This is a genomic window from Marinomonas rhodophyticola (assembly GCF_026113935.1).
GTDB classification, from domain to species: domain Bacteria; phylum Pseudomonadota; class Gammaproteobacteria; order Pseudomonadales; family Marinomonadaceae; genus Marinomonas; species Marinomonas rhodophyticola.
In genome coordinates this window covers 279,633-295,096 of record NZ_JAPEUL010000012.1, presented here as the reverse complement: position 1 = coordinate 295,096, position 15,464 = coordinate 279,633, and the positions used below count along the sequence as shown (strand labels likewise).

The following is a 15,464-nucleotide window of genomic DNA, read 5'->3' as shown; positions in this document are numbered from 1 at the left end:
CTGTGATAAAAGTTAGGCCAACTGTTGCTGATCTGGCCAAGCATTAATGATGGCCTTCACCAAGGTGGCTAAGGGAATCGCAAAAAAGATGCCCCAAAACCCCCATATACCGCCAAAAAACAACACAGCAACAATGATGGCTAATGGGTGCAAATTCACCGCTTCAGAAAACAACAAAGGCACAAGTACATTCCCATCTAAAGCTTGTACGACTAAATAAGCGATCACAACATACACAAACTCACTCTGAGTGCCGTACTGATAAAAAGCAACGAGTACCACAGGCACTGTCACCGCCGCTGCGCCTATATATGGAATCAACACCGACAGTCCAACCAAAAGAGCAAGCAATTCAGCGTATTTCAAACCAAACACCAAAAATACAATATAGGTTACGATCCCCACAACTAGCATTTCGATGAACTTACCGCGAATATAATTAGCAATTTGTTCATTCATTTCATGGGCGATATTACGCATCATTTTTCTTTCTTTTGGTAACCATGACGTCATATAAGTGAGAATTTTCTGCTGATCTTTGAGCAAAAAACATGACCAGAGGCACAAGCACCAAATAAATAATTAACGAGAACAAAGATGGAATACTGGCAATCGAAAAAGAGACCAGCCATTGCCCTAGATTTGTTGATTCATTTGCTAGCGAGTTAATCACCTCATCAATGGCGGCTTCGCTAACAAAATCCCGATGACCTTCCGCAAACAGTTGTACCTCATGACGTATATCCGTGAACATGCGGGGCGCATCCTGCACAAGGCGAACAGCCTGACGCCAAATAATCGGCACCATAACACCGATGAAAACACCGCATGCGGTTATAAAAGCAGAAAATACAAGAAGCACTGAAGTAACATGACCAAGACCCAAACTTTGCAATCGATCCACCAGGCCTTGCAGTAGAAAGGCGAGCACAATGGCAATCAGTATCGGCGCTAAAATACCACCCCAAAAAGCAAAAACACACAAGGTCGCAATCATCAGAAGCAAGAAAACAACCACTTCCTCATTTGAAAAATATCGTTTAATCAGCGTATCAACAATTTTAAACATATCGAATCCGTTTCAGCTTTTCTGAATAACAAAGGTATAGACAGCATTATCTTCCTGCATCGACAATAAAGACAATCCAACCAAGGTCACATATTGAGGAATATCTTTTAACGAACCAGAGTCTGTCGCTATAACACACAGTCGCTCCCCGACAGCCATTCTGCTTAACGCCATCTTGGTCTTTAGCAAAGGCATTGGACAACGATCTTCTCTTGCATCCAAGATTACGTCATACTCTTCGTATAGATCGTTCATTTTATAACTTACTCAAAAATACATTAGCCATATTATGAGACTATTTTCAAACGTTACAACAAGCTTAACCATCTTAGCCATTGTTTTTACAAGCACTTTCTCAAGTATGTCAAATGCAAACCTTCCGGATCTTGAAGCCAACAAGGACGAGAGGGCATTATCTAATCCCTCTTACATACTTGGACAGCACTGGTTTAGAAAACTGAATGGCAGTCGCGCCTTAATCGATTTCCCACCCGCTTACGACTATTTGAAAGATGCGCTTTCTCATATCCTGCCACAGACAAATCTTTACAATACCACTGTTGAAATGACGTTGCTCAATAGCACCCAAAGTAACGCCTTTGTCATTCCCGGCAATCACCTTTTTATCTATTCCGATATTATGGAAATGATCACCAGTGAAGACATGCTCTATGGATTATTAGCACACGAAGTGGCCCATTTAGATCTTCGACATTATGAACGCCAAACAAAACACTCTAGTGAAGAGCTTAGCAAAACGTTAGTCATGTTAGGCGCTGGGATTGCAGCGGCTCTCGCCGGAGCAGGTGGCGATGCGACTACTGCACTATGGTTAGGTGGTATCGCAAACCAAGCCGAAAACACACTAACTTACAGTCGAAATCAAGAGCAGGAAGCAGACAGACGTGGGCGAGAATACCTAATTAACGCCGGTCTACCACCAGAAGGCATGACCAAACTCTTTCAAGCCTTTTTTAAACAAGCCCTAGGCAGACCAAAATTAGAGTTTTTGTCCACCCACCCATCACCAAACTCTCGTCTCTCTGATTCATTCAGCACAGACACTCAGGAAAGTATACTAAACAGTCGCCCCCAGAGTGACTTTGATTATTTCCGGGCTAGTCTGCTTGCGTACAGAGCTGGCTTAGAAGACAGACCATTGGCGTACTTGGACCAAAGAATCCAAGACAATGATGTCAGAAACTTTGCCAAGGCACTCTTTTCTTATATTGTCCAGTCACCCGAACGTGCACTAAGCTTCTTAAACAAGCTAGAAAAGCACAATAAGTTTACAGATTACCTGCAAGCCCTAAGCTTTATCGCTGCAAATAACGCAGAAGAAGGATTGGTTATTATTAACCGACAATTAGAACTTTCTCCCAACAACATCCTTTTCTCTATGTTATACGCACAATCCACCCAATCAAAACCCATTAACGTATCATCTGACTATATCTATGAAAAACGTCTAATTTGGCGTGCTAATATTCAGTACTATCAATCCAGAAACAATATACCAATGGCATTAAACTACCGCGCACTATTAGATTTCAGCCAAGGAAAAGACAAGACTGCTCAGTATTTAATAACCCGAGCAGAGAAAGATGCTACAGAAAATGAAAAAAGCATCATAAATAATACAATAGAAGAATTTAAAATAATAAATGAAGCAGAAAAACAAGAAGATTTAGAAGAAGAAAATTAAAGCAATAAAAAAGCCAAACAAATGTTTGGCTTTTTTGTAAGAACTGCACAGTATCACTCTGCTGATTGAGCGCGTAACGCATCAAATTGAGCTTGTAGTTCGTCGTGCTTTGCATTGTAGATTGATACTTTTTGATCGGCCGTATAGGCACCGTTCATATCCACACTTGCGTCTACATCAGCCCCCATGTTTTCAAGAGTAACAGAAAGTGCTTCTACACTACCTTTGGCGCTTTGAACACGCTCTGTAGCACCCTCTGTACTAGCAAATGCGCTAGTTGTCATAACTGTTGCTGCAAGTATAGCCAATGCTGCTTTATTTAACGTTTTCATAATATAACCCTCTTCAATTAATAATTAAAAATATTTTTAGCCTAAATTATTCAGCAGACTGAGCATGCAAAGTATTAAACTGGCTTTGTAGTTCAGCGTGTTTAGCTTTGTATACAGCTGCTTTTTGATCCGCTGTGTAAGCACCGTTTAAATCGACATTTGTATCGACGTTAGCACCCATGTTTTCAAGCGTAACACCCAAGGCTTCAACACTGCCTTTAGCGCTTTGCACACGATCTGTTGATTCAGAAGCAAATGCAGACGCTGCCATAACAGAAGCAGTAAAAAATGTAATAGCTGATTTAGAAAAAGTTTTCATATTTATTCCCTCGATATTCTATATTGATGTTAATTCACAATTCATATTGTGTTTCGATGAGTTCATAATAGTCTTTTAATTTAATTTAAAAACCCCAAAACCTTATCTTCCACCTTTGTTCCAAATACGAATTAATAAGTATCAAATTGCATCAAAATCACATAAAAAAGAATGAAATCAAAATAAATGAGACATAAAGGCTGAAAAATGAGGAAGAAAAAGACAAACTGAGACCGACTTTTTAAAGATAGGCTTGTAGCGAATGATAAATCAGTGGGATACATCGAAAATTTTGTTAATATAGGACATCAATTTGGATATGAAAGATTATGACGCCGCTTGCTTTAATCGATAACTTAGAAAATCTACCAAACCCTTTCACTCAGTTTGATAGTATTCTTACTCATCTGAGTGCATCGACACCTCAACTTAGTGATTCCGAGTATCGCAGAGATCTCCAACTTGCCTTATGTTTTATCTATAGCTACAACGGCTCCCGTGCTACTTTCAACTCGTATCGTCGAGAAGTAGAACGACTACTACTGTGGTCATGGAATATTGCTAATTGCCCTACTACTCAATTGCGACGCGATCAAATTGAAGAATTTATACACTTTTGCATAACACCTCCCGAAAGTTGGATTGGCATAAAAAACGTTGCTCGTTTTAAATTACACATGGGACAAAGAATCGCAAACAAAGAGTGGCGACCCTTTGTGGCCCATGTCAGCAAATTGGAATTCAAAAATGGTGACGTACCAAAAACAAAATTGCACTCGTTGTCTCAAGCGGCAATCCGCGCCACATTCTCAATTCTATCGTCTTATTATGGTTTTCTTATGCAAGAAGATGCCGCGCAGCAAAACCCAGTTGCTTTAATTAGACAAAAAAGTAAATTTGTTAAGAAAGAAGTAACGCGTAAGCAAGTGCGACGAATTTCTAACCTACAGTGGGACTATGTTATTGAAACCGCTGAAATGCTTGCAGAAGAAGACCCCGTCAATCACGAACGCACTCTGTTTATTATGAACGCCCTACTGGGGATGTATTTGCGAATTTCAGAATTAGTGGCCGACGAACGATCAGCACCAGTGATGGGAGATTTCATTAAAGACTCCGATGGGCATTGGTGGTTTAAAGTGCTGTCTAAGGGCAATAAAGAACGTCTAGTTGCGGTATCAGACGATATGCTCAATGCCTTGATTCGCTACCGTCGTTTTCGAGACTTACCCATGCTTCCAACCATTGCTGAAAACACCCCTCTAGTGCCTAAAAATAGAGGCCAAGGCGCTATGACCAGCTCACGGCAAGTACGTAATATTGTTCAGCTGTGTTTCGACAAAGCCTATGAGCGTATGTGTGAAGATGGCATGCGTGCCGATGCTGATGATTTGCGTGTCGCAACCGTTCACTGGTTACGACACACAGGCATATCTGAAGATGTTAAAACCAGACCAAAAGAACACGTCAGAGAAGACGCGGGGCACGCGAGCATGGCGACGACAGACAAATACATTGATACCGAATACCGAGAGCGTCATGCAAGTGGACGAAAGAAAACCCTTCGCCCTCATTAGTCACGCACACGCCAAATTACTTTTTCCAGCGCTCTAGGCTCACTTCATCACTACCATTGGCTTCCACCCAATGGCTTTGGGAGCCTTGAGACTCTTTTTTCCAAAACGCCGCTCGGCTCTTTAAATAATCCATAACAAAATCACAGGCCTGAAACGCTTCCGCACGATGGGCCGCGCTCACCCCGACAAACACAATTTGATCATCCACTGATAAACGGCCAACGCGGTGTACAACGCAAACATCAAGTAAGGACCAACGTTTATTGGCTTCATCGACTATGTTTTGTAAATTTCGCTCCGTCATTCCAGGATAATGCTCAAGCTCAAAATGACAAACCGCCTTTGGCAAGTCTGAAAACTGACGCACTAATCCAACAAACATAGCCACGGCACCTGTCTTGTTGGCTTTCAAGAGACCTTGATACAACTCATCAACGTGAAAATCTTCTTCTTGTACACGAATCATCTAGCCTCCGGTTACAGGTGGGAAAAAAGCCACCTCTTTCACGGTTTCAGAGACCATGTCTGCGTCTCTAGCGAATTCAAAATCAATGGAAGATTGAATTCCCTTTTCAAGCAGCACACTGCCTTGATTAAGTTGGCTTGCCAATAGGTGCTTTAAATCACCAATACTTAATGGCAGCGCGATCTCAGCCACATACTCATTTTGGCCGATACGCTCTTTTAATGAGGCAAAAAAAACCACTCTAACACTAGGCATTGTTATTACTCCAATCACCACTCTTGCCGCCTTTTTTTCTAACAGAGAAACCGCCTGAATCACAATCCCTTTATCAACCGCTTTGCACATATCATAAAGGGTCAAAGCGGCAATACTGGCTCCCGTTAACGCCTCCATTTCAACGCCAGTTTTACCAGATAAAGAGCAGGTACATAACACCTCAAGCTCACAATCACTCACCACATTAATATCTACGGTTACTTTCGTCAGTATCAATGGGTGACATAGGGGTATCAAATCGGCCGTCTTCTTTGCCGCTTGGATACCGGCTATACGTGCAGTAGCCAACACATCTCCTTTTGGTAAGCCACCTTCTATCACTTTTTTAGGGTTATCGGCTTCATGAGAACGATAGCCTTAGCGGTCGCCGTTCGCTTAGTGATGTCTTTATCAGAAACATCCACCATGTGCGCATGGCCTTGACTATCCAAGTGAGTAAGTTTATCGCTCATAAAAATCCTAAACAGTATACATTGATTAAAAATGTCGCCTATATTTTAAGAAAGCCAACCGTATTGCAAGTGAAGTCTTTTAACAGCAACCAAGTTAAGCCTAAGAGGCACATCAGGAATGACAGCCAATCCCCTTATATTTTGTCTTTTACTACTGACTCAGCTGTCAGTGCAGAATGCTTTTGGAGGCGACTCATACACGCCATCCGTCATTCCCACCTTCAAAGAAATCACCCCCACTTCCGCTGAAGCCGCCTTTCTGAGCGATGAATTTAGCGATAACCTTTATCCTGAATCACAAAATTTCTCAGAAAACGCGTATTGGCACAAGCTCACTTTCCCCAAAGCCACAGAACAAGAAAGCACAAAAACTCTTTATCTTACCTTTAGCTATTACATCATAGAGCAGCTCGACTTTTACTTATTTCATGATGGACAACTCGTATCGCAATGGAAAAGAGGCGCATTACAAGACTGGGGCAAAGACAGCCGTCAGTATGATGGCATATGGATTCCAATCACACTCTCCAATCAACACAGTACAAGCCTACTCATTCGTAAACAAGGCAACCATCCGCTACTGACGCCAATCAAGCTAATGGATAGCTCAACCGCGACAAATCAAAAAGCGCAGAAATTGATTTTCTGGACGTTTATTATCAGCACATTATGTATATTATTGATTTATAACGTCTTTCTTTTCATCTTATTGAAACAACCTGGTTTTATTTATTACCTAGCATTAAACCTGATTATCTTTATCTCACTCTCTACTATCACAGGTTTTAACCGATGGATTTTCTCACAGGCAATCAGTCAATGGATCACGAGCAACCTCTTTGTTGTTTTTGGATTGGGGGCATGGATTCTGTTTCGTTTTAGCATACATTTTCTAAAAGAAACGCAGATACCCGCCCCAAACACCCTCATCAAACAGTACGGTGATTGGCTATTTGTCGCCTTTTTACTTGCGACACAGCTTTTTTCTGTAAAAATATTTGCACTGCTTTTTGCGTTCATCGAAGTATTTCTCTTCTTTATATGTATCACTTGGGGAATAAAAGCCTATTACAAAGGCTTTACACCAGTGCGGTTTTATCTATTCTCTTGGTTTTTTTTGCTTACTGGCAGCATACTAAATACGCTTATCTTTTGGAAAATACTCCCAATCACCCCTGCAACAGAAGCCATTTTCCCCATCGCTTGTATTGTGCAACTACTCGGTTTCGCTTTCGCGTTTGCTGATAAAGCCAAACAAATGGAACGCGACCGCCGAATACAAGCTTTAACCGATTTAGCAACTCATTTGCCCAATCGGACTTACTATTTTGACAAGCTACCAGCCCAATTAGAAAAGCAAGGCCTAACTAACCAAAAACTAGCCTTAGTCATAATAGACCTAACGAACCACCAAACATTAAGCCAAGCATTCGGCCCAGCAAAAGCCGATGCCGCTATGTGTGAAATTATTTTAAAGGTGCATCAACAAACCATGACAATGGACGGATTATTACCCTTTTCATTGTCCAAGAAAAACGCGATGAAGATCATCCGCATGACAACAAAAAATATTGTTTTCATCAGCACCCAGCCAGAAGCACTCAAAACGCAAATTCAGCAAATACAAGACACTCTCGACCATCCAACGCTGGTGAATAAAATTCATTTTCGGCATCAGTATAAAATAGGCAGTGCTCTTTACCCATCTCAAGGCACCGATCTTGATAAATTGTATCAAAATGCTCTGATTGCGAAAGATTCTGTCACCTACTCCTCCGGCAATTGGGTTCCTTTCACCGACAATCTTAAGAACAACCATGCACATCAACTGCGTTTAATTACCCTACTAACAGAAGACATCCAACACGACATTTTGTATTTTGATATTCAACCTCAGGTAGATCTCTCAACAAATGAGATTGTAGGAGGTGAAGTGCTCATTCGTTGGCACAATGACCATATAGGACAAGTTTCACCGGGTGAATTCATTCCACTTGCAGAACAAACAGGCCTTATTTATAAACTCACCGATAAACTATTAGAAAGTGTTTTTTTATGGGCATCACAACACCCCAAAGCACTATCCACACAACGCTTGTCGATAAACATTTCAGCACTAGACCTACTACAAGAAAATTTTGCCCAACGAATCTTGGAACACTTAAGCAAGTATCAATTAGTGGCCAATAAGTTCACCATAGAAATCACTGAAACCAGTGTTTTTCAAAATAATGCCTTGGTACACAATAACGTTAAACAGCTACATCAGGCTGGTTTCAAACTGGCCATTGATGATTTTGGTGTCGGCTATAGCTCCATGCAAAATCTTGTGGCTTTAGAAACGGATGAATTGAAAATAGACCGATTTTTTATTACGAACTTACTCGATGATACCCAAAGTCAAATTTTATCTCGTAACATGATAGACCTGAGTAAAAACCTCGATATTATCAGTGTCGCCGAAGGCATTGAGTCTGACGGCATACTGCAATTATTAAAAGTTGGCACTGCCAAGTGGGACAGGGATATCATCTATACCGCCCCATGTCACCCACTGACTACCTGACTCTTTTGGATAAAACAGTTCCGCCTTTGTCAACGCCAACAAATCGTGCATAATGCATTGAGCGTTTATATATTCACCCCACCACGACAAAAAACGGTTATGTAGCTGACATCCCATGAGCCTAATAGACGATTATCAACTACTGGAGATTCCTACTACCGCCAGTGAGCAGGAAGCAAAAATCGCGTTTAGACGGTTGGCTAGACGTTATCATCCTGACAAAAACCCAGATAGAGACACGACTGAGCTTTTTCAGCGACTGCAAGCCGCTTATGAAAATGTGACCAATGCTATTCGTCAAAGCGCACAAGTCACGGACTGGAAGCCTTTTACCTTCACCAAAGAAAACACTCAAAGCTCTGCGGCAAAAAATCGTTACACCCACTTTTCTACGGCGACAGATAAAGAACAAGCGGCCTTTGTCAGAGAGCGTCAACGTGCCTATGAGGAAATGAAACGCAACAACGCTCATCATGAAAAAACCCGCGCCGAAGCCATCAAGGCGGCTCGAAACACCCTAAACGAAAAACGTGTCAAAGCCTTATACGAAGAGGCATTCAAAGCGTCAAAAGATTTCAACACACAAGGTTTTAGCTACACAGATAATACGAATACAAAAGAAAAAGCGACCAATATTCCTCCTTATCAATCCTTCGTAGACGACGAGGAGGAATACGCGCAATCAACACACTCATACTATGATGAGCCAGTAAGTCAACCTATTCGGCTAGATGTGGCTAAAGCCGCTTTTCGAGCCGCGACCTACATCGCGTTTTTTGCGGCGGGCGTGTACAGCACACTGTATTGGCAGTCTTCTTCAGAAGAAACCACACCCGAGTCCAGCGCGACGACGTACATCACAGGTCTATATCCGCAGTTTCGCATTGGAATAAGCTATACCTTAAACAGTACGCCACTTTACGCGGAACCAGATGTCTCCAGCGCCTTATTGCAAACCATTCCAGCGCAATCAGATATTCAGAGCATTAAGTTACAAGGCAACTGGCTAACAGTGCGCTATGACGGCATGAGCGGCTGGGTACAGGCAAAAAACATCGGTTTTGGCAGCGTTCAGCAGGCCATTCAAACAGGCTGCTTTGGACAACCGGGCATCGCACCACAACATGGTGAATTAATTGGCCAGGCGAACGGCAACAGTAGACTACGCATACTAAACCAACTGCCAGAACACAGCATACTCACCTTTGAATCCTATGATGGCAAAGCGCCTTTTTCTATTTATCTCTATGGAAAACAAGCCTATGCCGCCAATTACATCCCGAAAGGCAACTACCGATTGGTGTTAGAGACCGGTTCCCTGTATCATCACGCTTGTAACCAATTCCTCTTTAACGACACAACTAGAGTCATCTTAGATAAGGTCGATTTCGCTAGCACTGAGCAGACACTCACGCTATCACCCTAATCAGCCTATTGGAGACCTTTGCACGAAGTCACGAGCGAAGCCAAGACGAAGCAAAAATAGACGAGAAAGCGGAGTTTATGAGTTATAAATGAGCATTTTGAGTCTATTTTTAACAAAGTATTGGCAAGCACAGTAGTCGTGAAAAGGTATCTAAGAGACAAACAACCCTGAGTACTTCAAAACCCATGCTAAGTAACATCCGAATCGTATTAATCAACACTTTTCACCCAGGTAACGTTGGCGCCATTGCGCGGGCTATGAAAAACATGGGCTTAACCAATCTCTATTTGGTTGACCCAAATGACTACCCGTCTGAAGAAGCCACCAGTCGCGCTGCTGGCGCCGTCGATCTACTTGACAATGCCACCATTGTTTCCACACTCGAAGAAGCCATTGCAGACTGCAGCCTTGTTATTGGCACAAGTGCCCGTCATCGCACTTTTCAATTGCCAATAATGAATGCCCGTGAATGCGCAGAAAGCGTGATACCTGAAGCGGTGGATCATAATGTTGCGATTCTTTTTGGCCGTGAAACGACAGGCTTATTAAACGATGAAATCGCTCAATGCCATCGACAAGTGTACATAGACGCAAACGATGAATACCCTGTCTTAAATATTTCACAAGCTGTGCAAATCGTTGCCTACGAAATTTGGATGGCGAATCAAAACAAAGACAAATATCAAAAAGAAACGCCTGAATATCCTCATAAAAAAGACATGGACCTTTTCTATGAGCATTTAGAAGAAACGCTTTACGGTATCAATTTTATTATCCGCAATCACCCAGGCAAAGTGCTGGATAAACTACATCGTTTCTTCAATCGATCTCGCCCTGAAAAACAAGAATTGGGAATTTTACGAGGCGTCTTGGCGGCCATACAGCGCGAAGCTGGGTTAACAGAAGCAAACAACCATCCAGAGAAAAAAGCCAAAGAAGCCCTCAAAGAAGAGGCCAAAGACGAGTAGACAAACCGTCATATTCTGACAATATCACCTAAAAAAAATGCAGCCCATGGGCTGCATTTTTTTAGCATTCGACAAATAAGTAAACTTACTTCTCTGCGCGACCGGCAAATTTACGCTCTTCCACATTAACCTTGATTCGATCACCTGTAGAAATATGCTCAGGCACTTGAATAACAGCACCCGTCGACAATTTAGCTGGCTTGTTACGAGACGTCGCTGAAGCACCTTTAATAGAAGGATCGGTTTCAACCACTTCTAATTCAACGTTGGTCGGCAATTCAATAGAAACAGGAGCCTCATTAACCAACACAACTTGAATACCATGCGTTTCTTCATTGATAAAAAGCACCTCTTCTTCTATAGCGCTTTTATTCAAACTGTAAGGCGTATAATCTTCGTTATCCATGAAAACATACTCATCGCCATCAGAATAAGAAAACATCACTTGACGACGAACAAGATCGGCAAGATCGATCATGTCTGAATCTTTAAACGTCTCATCCAATTTACGACCCGATACCACGTCATACATACGCATGCGGTACAGGCTACCACCCGCACGACCTTGTGGTACAGAACGCTCAATGTCTTTTACTATGTACGTTTTATTGTCATAGCTAATAGCAACATTCTTTTTGATCTCACTTGCCTTAGGCATTTTTCTTCGTCCTAAAATTACGTTTTATAAAAATAAATATGGGCATTAAATTCATTGCCATTTTGAATGCCAGATCCTAATCCAGTTTGCCTTCGTTCGCTAGATACTAAATCAAGATTTACCTTACAAATAACGGAAAATAACAACAAATAGAAGGCTTATTGGCAAAGCACTAGTATTGATTGTATTTTTTAGCGCTGCCCTTCACTTTTTCAACGGGATAACGCTCAGCATTTTTCGCCATTTTTTGTTGCGCCGCGGCAAATAAATCAAGGTTCAGTTTATCAGCCAGACGAACCGTAAATAACAACACATCGGCCAATTCATCCTGCACAGCAGACAATTGTTCAGGGTCTAATTGATAAGACGCCTCTTCCGTTAACCAACGAAAACAATCTAGCAACTCTGCCGTTTCTCCAGCCAAGGCCATCGACAAGTTTTTAGGAGAATGGAATTGCTCCCACTCTCTATCTTGTGCAAATTGGCGCATGGCACGTTTTAACGTTACCAAGGAGTCTAGATTATCTGACATGGATTAATCATTCGCCTTCATATGAGGGACTCATAATGACTTGATAAATAGGATAAAGCACATCGGCACCGAGAATTTTCGCACGCTCTGGAGACCAACCCACCACCTCATCTGGTAAATTTTTATTGTCTTTAAACGGCATTTCCAAGGTGAAAGACAAGCATTTATACGTTTCCCCTATCCATTTGGTGGCTACTGTTAAATTGGCTTCGCCAAATTGAGCAGGCGTATAACCAATTTCTGTTTGAAAATCTGGGCTAACAGCAAGAAAAGCATCTTTAAACAAGGTTTCCATGGCTTCCATACGCGCATCAAACGACGGCACGCCTTGACAACCATCAACGAAATTCGCTGGAAGGGTCTCATCACCATGAATATCCAAAAATAAATCCACACCGGTTTCAGCCATTTTCTTTTGTACTGCCAGCACTTCTGGACTGAATTCAGCGGTTGGGTTTTTCCATTCACGATTCAAATTCACGCCTTTGGAATTGACACGCAAGTTACCGTGCACCGCGCCATCTGGATTCATATTTGGCACAACATAAAAACGACATTGCTTTAGTAGCGCACGGGCGATCGGATGCGATTCATCAAACAACCGCTCAAGCAAACCCTCAACAAACCATTCGGCCATCGTTTCGCCAGGATGCTGGCGAGCTATAATCCAAATATTTTTTGCCAGACCTTGGGTTTTACTCACCTCTAATAAAGTAATATCACGACCTTCCGCGGTTTCACCCAAGTGGTCCGTAATACAATCTTCATGACTTGCCGCCCAAGCAATCATATCTAAATGACGTTCATAGCTGTAAGGCGCAAAATAGGCATAATACACACTGTCTTGCTCTGGTTGATGAGTAATCACCAATTTACCATCCACGTATTCAGTCGGTACACGAAACCAATATTCACGGTCATAAGATGCGACTGCTTGATAATCCACCCAACCATCAGGGTACGCTGCATCGCTGGCGTTCTCAAATTGAATGACACATTGCTCACCCATCCCCCCTGTAGACGAAAATAAAACCACTGCAAAAATTTAGAGTTTGTATCATTAGGGATCTTTACTCTAATATTGTCCGGCTCCGAGGCTTCAATAACGGAGATATTACCGCCATCAAACGCACTACTGATCTTGATTCGGCTGGTCATTTATTCTTCCTTAACAATCAAACATTGGTTCTAAATTATGGCAAGTTTACCTATATTCATGACGGCTGTCGCCAATTCTTCTGACGAGCCAGCGTTTCCGCTACTTTTCACCTGGTCCACACACGAGGCACAAGTAAAAGAAGTTCTGGTCATACCTGACGACGAATGGTTGGAACTACACCGCATCGAAGTCCAACGCCCTCGACCTTGATGAACAACAACTCTACGAATTTGGCTACGAAGCCAGCGACATTCTAGCCGAATGGATCAATGAATTTGATACCGACGTCATTTACGCACTTGAACCTGAACCCATCAGCCTATTAATCGAAACCGTCTACGACATCAAGGGAATGGAGCCAGCTTCGAAGTGCAAAGCATTCACTCTTGGTTTGAAGAACGCGATGTAGACTTAGACGACGCCTTAGCAGAACAAGGCCAAACAACACCATTGCACCTATTGCCGCCCGATGAACTCATAATCCAATTGCTGCAAATAGCCGTTGAACATGGGCTGATCGACCCCAGTGACATCCCCGCCATAGAAGACTAATTACCTTACTGAATAGTCAATATGCGCTAGAAAAACTGGCCATTTCACAATCGCTTATTTAGAGTCAAATACATCGTTTTTTGATTCTAAATAGGTGAATTAGATGAAAGACCTCCTCCCAGATCTTTGTGATTTATACCCTGAGCAATTACAAATCGCCGACGCTATTTTCACCTCATACGGAAAACGATGTCATTTTTATGGGCAAGTTGTCACCGTATCTTGCTTTGAAGATAACAGCCGAATCCGAGAGACTCGTCAATGAAAATGGCAAAGGAAAGGTCATGGTGATTGACGGCGGCGGCAGCAAACGACGTGCTCTGCTTGGCGATATGCTGGCGGAAAAGGCGGTTAACAATGGCTGGGAAGGTTTTGTTATATATGGCGCAATCCGTGATGTTACAGCCCAATCACAACTCAACATTGGCATTCATGCTTTATGCGCCCATCCTATGCCAACAGAAAAACGTGGCCTAGGTGATATTGGAAGAACATTACGCTTTGCTGGCATCTCTGTTTCACAAGGAGACTATATCTATTGTGATCTAAATGGTATTGCCGTCTCAAAACAGCCATTAGCCTTACCTTAAACAGCACGGCCTTGATTACAAAGCGGATAAGGTATGAGTAAACAGACTTCGCACGCCATTTACCAACATTTGCACCGACATCATTAGCAACAACATGCCCATTAGTCGCTCTAATGCGGCCAAGCCTTTTTCTTTCAGTATCCGATTCAATAAAGGCGCCATGGCTAAAATCACCACAGAAATCCCCCATGCCGCGCCCACTGAAAGCAGCAGGTCTTGCTGATCATTTGGGTAGCTTTTCACCATGACCAGCAAGGTGGCTAACGTCGATGGCCCAGCCAACATAGGAATTGAGATAGGAACAATAAAAGGCTCCATCACTGGGCCGGCGTCTTTTGTATAAGGCGAAGGAAAGATCATCTTCAATGCAATCACAAACAACACCACACCACCGGCAATCGAAATAGACTCGGTTTCCAAATGCAGTAAGGCCAAAAACTCAGCACCAAAAAATAAAAAGCACACCAGTATAATTAAGCCAATCAAGCCATCTCGAACAACGATCTGATATTGACGTTTTTGTGGCACCCCCTTCATTACCGATAATAAAATGGGAATATTTCCAAACGGATCAATAACAAAATAAAAATAACAAGGTGGCAGACAAAATGGAAAATTCAGTGCTCATTAATTACATCAGCGTAGGCGGGTTAGTTCAAAGAATACATTGTATTCATCAACAAGGATAAAACAACCTCTGAAAAAGTCGTCCTAAAAAAATCTATCTTTGAAAAAATAATCCCCTCTATGAAAACCTCTCCGTGCAAAATCACATTTGCACACTATGTAGAATCAAGTCAGATATTATCAAAACTTA

15 protein-coding genes and 4 pseudogenes are annotated in these 15,464 nt (G+C 42.2%); 7 read left to right on the top strand and 12 right to left on the bottom strand.

What is annotated here, in order from left to right:
- Nucleotides 1-12 precede the first annotated feature (12 nt).
- Together ONZ52_RS23590 and ONZ52_RS23585 are read right to left on the bottom strand one after the other, a co-directional pair.
- Nucleotides 13-997 (bottom strand): annotated as a pseudogene (locus tag ONZ52_RS23590) (AI-2E family transporter).
- Between the two features lie 84 nt (nt 998-1,081).
- Nucleotides 1,082-1,324 carry a sulfurtransferase TusA family protein gene (locus ONZ52_RS23585; RefSeq protein ID WP_265221007.1) on the bottom strand — a complete coding sequence of 81 codons (243 nt, stop codon included), beginning with the start codon at nt 1,322-1,324 and terminating at the stop codon, nt 1,082-1,084.
- A 106-nt stretch (nt 1,325-1,430) separates the two neighbouring features.
- On the opposite strand from ONZ52_RS23585, the gene ONZ52_RS23580 reads away from it, so the two are divergent.
- Entirely contained in the window at nt 1,431-2,774 is a 1,344-nt protein-coding gene (locus tag ONZ52_RS23580) for a M48 family metalloprotease (RefSeq protein ID WP_265221006.1), read from the top strand.
- A gap of 53 nt (nt 2,775-2,827) precedes the next feature.
- Here the strand turns inward: ONZ52_RS23580 and ONZ52_RS23575 are convergent, their stop codons facing one another.
- Together ONZ52_RS23575 and ONZ52_RS23570 are read right to left on the bottom strand one after the other, a co-directional pair.
- Nucleotides 2,828-3,106 (bottom strand): hypothetical protein, encoded by a 279-nt coding sequence (locus ONZ52_RS23575; RefSeq protein ID WP_265221005.1) that lies wholly within the window; start codon nt 3,104-3,106, stop codon nt 2,828-2,830.
- 46 nt (nt 3,107-3,152) lie between these two features.
- Complete coding sequence (locus ONZ52_RS23570) at nt 3,153-3,425, bottom strand: hypothetical protein (RefSeq protein ID WP_265221004.1); 273 nt, start codon at nt 3,423-3,425, stop codon at nt 3,153-3,155.
- A 329-nt stretch (nt 3,426-3,754) separates the two neighbouring features.
- Between ONZ52_RS23570 and ONZ52_RS23565 the strand changes: the two genes are divergently transcribed.
- A complete protein-coding gene (locus ONZ52_RS23565; RefSeq protein WP_265221003.1) occupies nt 3,755-5,002 on the top strand; it encodes a tyrosine-type recombinase/integrase in 1,248 nt (415 codons plus the stop codon).
- A gap of 16 nt (nt 5,003-5,018) precedes the next feature.
- Here ONZ52_RS23565 and ONZ52_RS23560 read toward each other — a convergent pair whose 3' ends face one another.
- From ONZ52_RS23560 to moaC, 3 genes and pseudogenes are all read right to left on the bottom strand, one after another.
- Nucleotides 5,019-5,468 carry a molybdenum cofactor biosynthesis protein MoaE gene (locus tag ONZ52_RS23560; RefSeq protein WP_265221002.1) on the bottom strand — a complete coding sequence of 150 codons (450 nt, stop codon included), beginning with the start codon at nt 5,466-5,468 and terminating at the stop codon, nt 5,019-5,021.
- Nucleotides 5,469-5,723 (bottom strand): MoaD/ThiS family protein, encoded by a 255-nt coding sequence (locus ONZ52_RS23555; protein ID WP_265221001.1) that lies wholly within the window; start codon nt 5,721-5,723, stop codon nt 5,469-5,471. It abuts the gene before it with no gap.
- Nucleotides 5,716-6,196 (bottom strand): annotated as a pseudogene (moaC, locus tag ONZ52_RS23550) (cyclic pyranopterin monophosphate synthase MoaC). The gene ONZ52_RS23555 and the pseudogene moaC overlap by 8 nt, the downstream one beginning before the upstream one ends.
- A gap of 118 nt (nt 6,197-6,314) precedes the next feature.
- Here moaC and ONZ52_RS23545 point away from each other — a divergent pair.
- The 3 genes from ONZ52_RS23545 (at nt 6,315) to trmJ (ending at nt 11,156) form a co-directional block, all read left to right on the top strand.
- Nucleotides 6,315-8,762: an EAL domain-containing protein gene (locus ONZ52_RS23545; protein WP_265221000.1), complete on the top strand. Its 2,448-nt coding sequence runs from the start codon at nt 6,315-6,317 to the stop codon at nt 8,760-8,762.
- Nucleotides 8,763-8,877: 115 nt separating this feature from the next.
- Nucleotides 8,878-10,188, top strand: a complete 1,311-nt coding sequence (locus tag ONZ52_RS23540) for a J domain-containing protein (RefSeq protein ID WP_265220999.1) — start codon at nt 8,878-8,880, stop codon at nt 10,186-10,188.
- Nucleotides 10,189-10,373: 185 nt separating this feature from the next.
- Nucleotides 10,374-11,156 (top strand): tRNA (cytosine(32)/uridine(32)-2'-O)-methyltransferase TrmJ, encoded by a 783-nt coding sequence (trmJ, locus tag ONZ52_RS23535; protein WP_265220998.1) that lies wholly within the window; start codon nt 10,374-10,376, stop codon nt 11,154-11,156.
- A gap of 85 nt (nt 11,157-11,241) precedes the next feature.
- Here the strand turns inward: trmJ and efpL are convergent, their stop codons facing one another.
- From efpL to ONZ52_RS23515, 4 genes and pseudogenes are all read right to left on the bottom strand, one after another.
- Entirely contained in the window at nt 11,242-11,814 is a 573-nt protein-coding gene (gene efpL / locus ONZ52_RS23530; RefSeq protein ID WP_265220997.1) for an elongation factor P-like protein EfpL, read from the bottom strand.
- Between the two features lie 172 nt (nt 11,815-11,986).
- A complete protein-coding gene (locus tag ONZ52_RS23525) occupies nt 11,987-12,346 on the bottom strand; it encodes a nucleotide pyrophosphohydrolase (RefSeq protein WP_265220996.1) in 360 nt (119 codons plus the stop codon).
- Between the two features lie 7 nt (nt 12,347-12,353).
- The gene (locus tag ONZ52_RS23520; RefSeq protein WP_265221159.1) at nt 12,354-13,136 is read right to left on the bottom strand and encodes a M14 family metallopeptidase; all 783 of its coding nucleotides are present in this window, start codon (nt 13,134-13,136) and stop codon (nt 12,354-12,356) included.
- A gap of 90 nt (nt 13,137-13,226) precedes the next feature.
- A pseudogene (locus ONZ52_RS23515) lies at nt 13,227-13,504 on the bottom strand (M14-type cytosolic carboxypeptidase); the annotation flags it as partial.
- Between the two features lie 370 nt (nt 13,505-13,874).
- On the opposite strand from ONZ52_RS23515, the gene ONZ52_RS23510 reads away from it, so the two are divergent.
- Both ONZ52_RS23510 and ONZ52_RS23500 read left to right on the top strand, forming a co-directional pair.
- Nucleotides 13,875-14,057 carry a hypothetical protein gene (locus tag ONZ52_RS23510; protein ID WP_265220995.1) on the top strand — a complete coding sequence of 61 codons (183 nt, stop codon included), beginning with the start codon at nt 13,875-13,877 and terminating at the stop codon, nt 14,055-14,057.
- Between the two features lie 103 nt (nt 14,058-14,160).
- Nucleotides 14,161-14,647: pseudogene (locus ONZ52_RS23500) on the top strand (putative 4-hydroxy-4-methyl-2-oxoglutarate aldolase).
- A gap of 15 nt (nt 14,648-14,662) precedes the next feature.
- Here ONZ52_RS23500 and ONZ52_RS23495 read toward each other — a convergent pair.
- Nucleotides 14,663-15,184 (bottom strand): MarC family protein, encoded by a 522-nt coding sequence (locus ONZ52_RS23495; RefSeq protein WP_265220993.1) that lies wholly within the window; start codon nt 15,182-15,184, stop codon nt 14,663-14,665.
- Nucleotides 15,185-15,464: the final 280 nt, after the last annotated feature.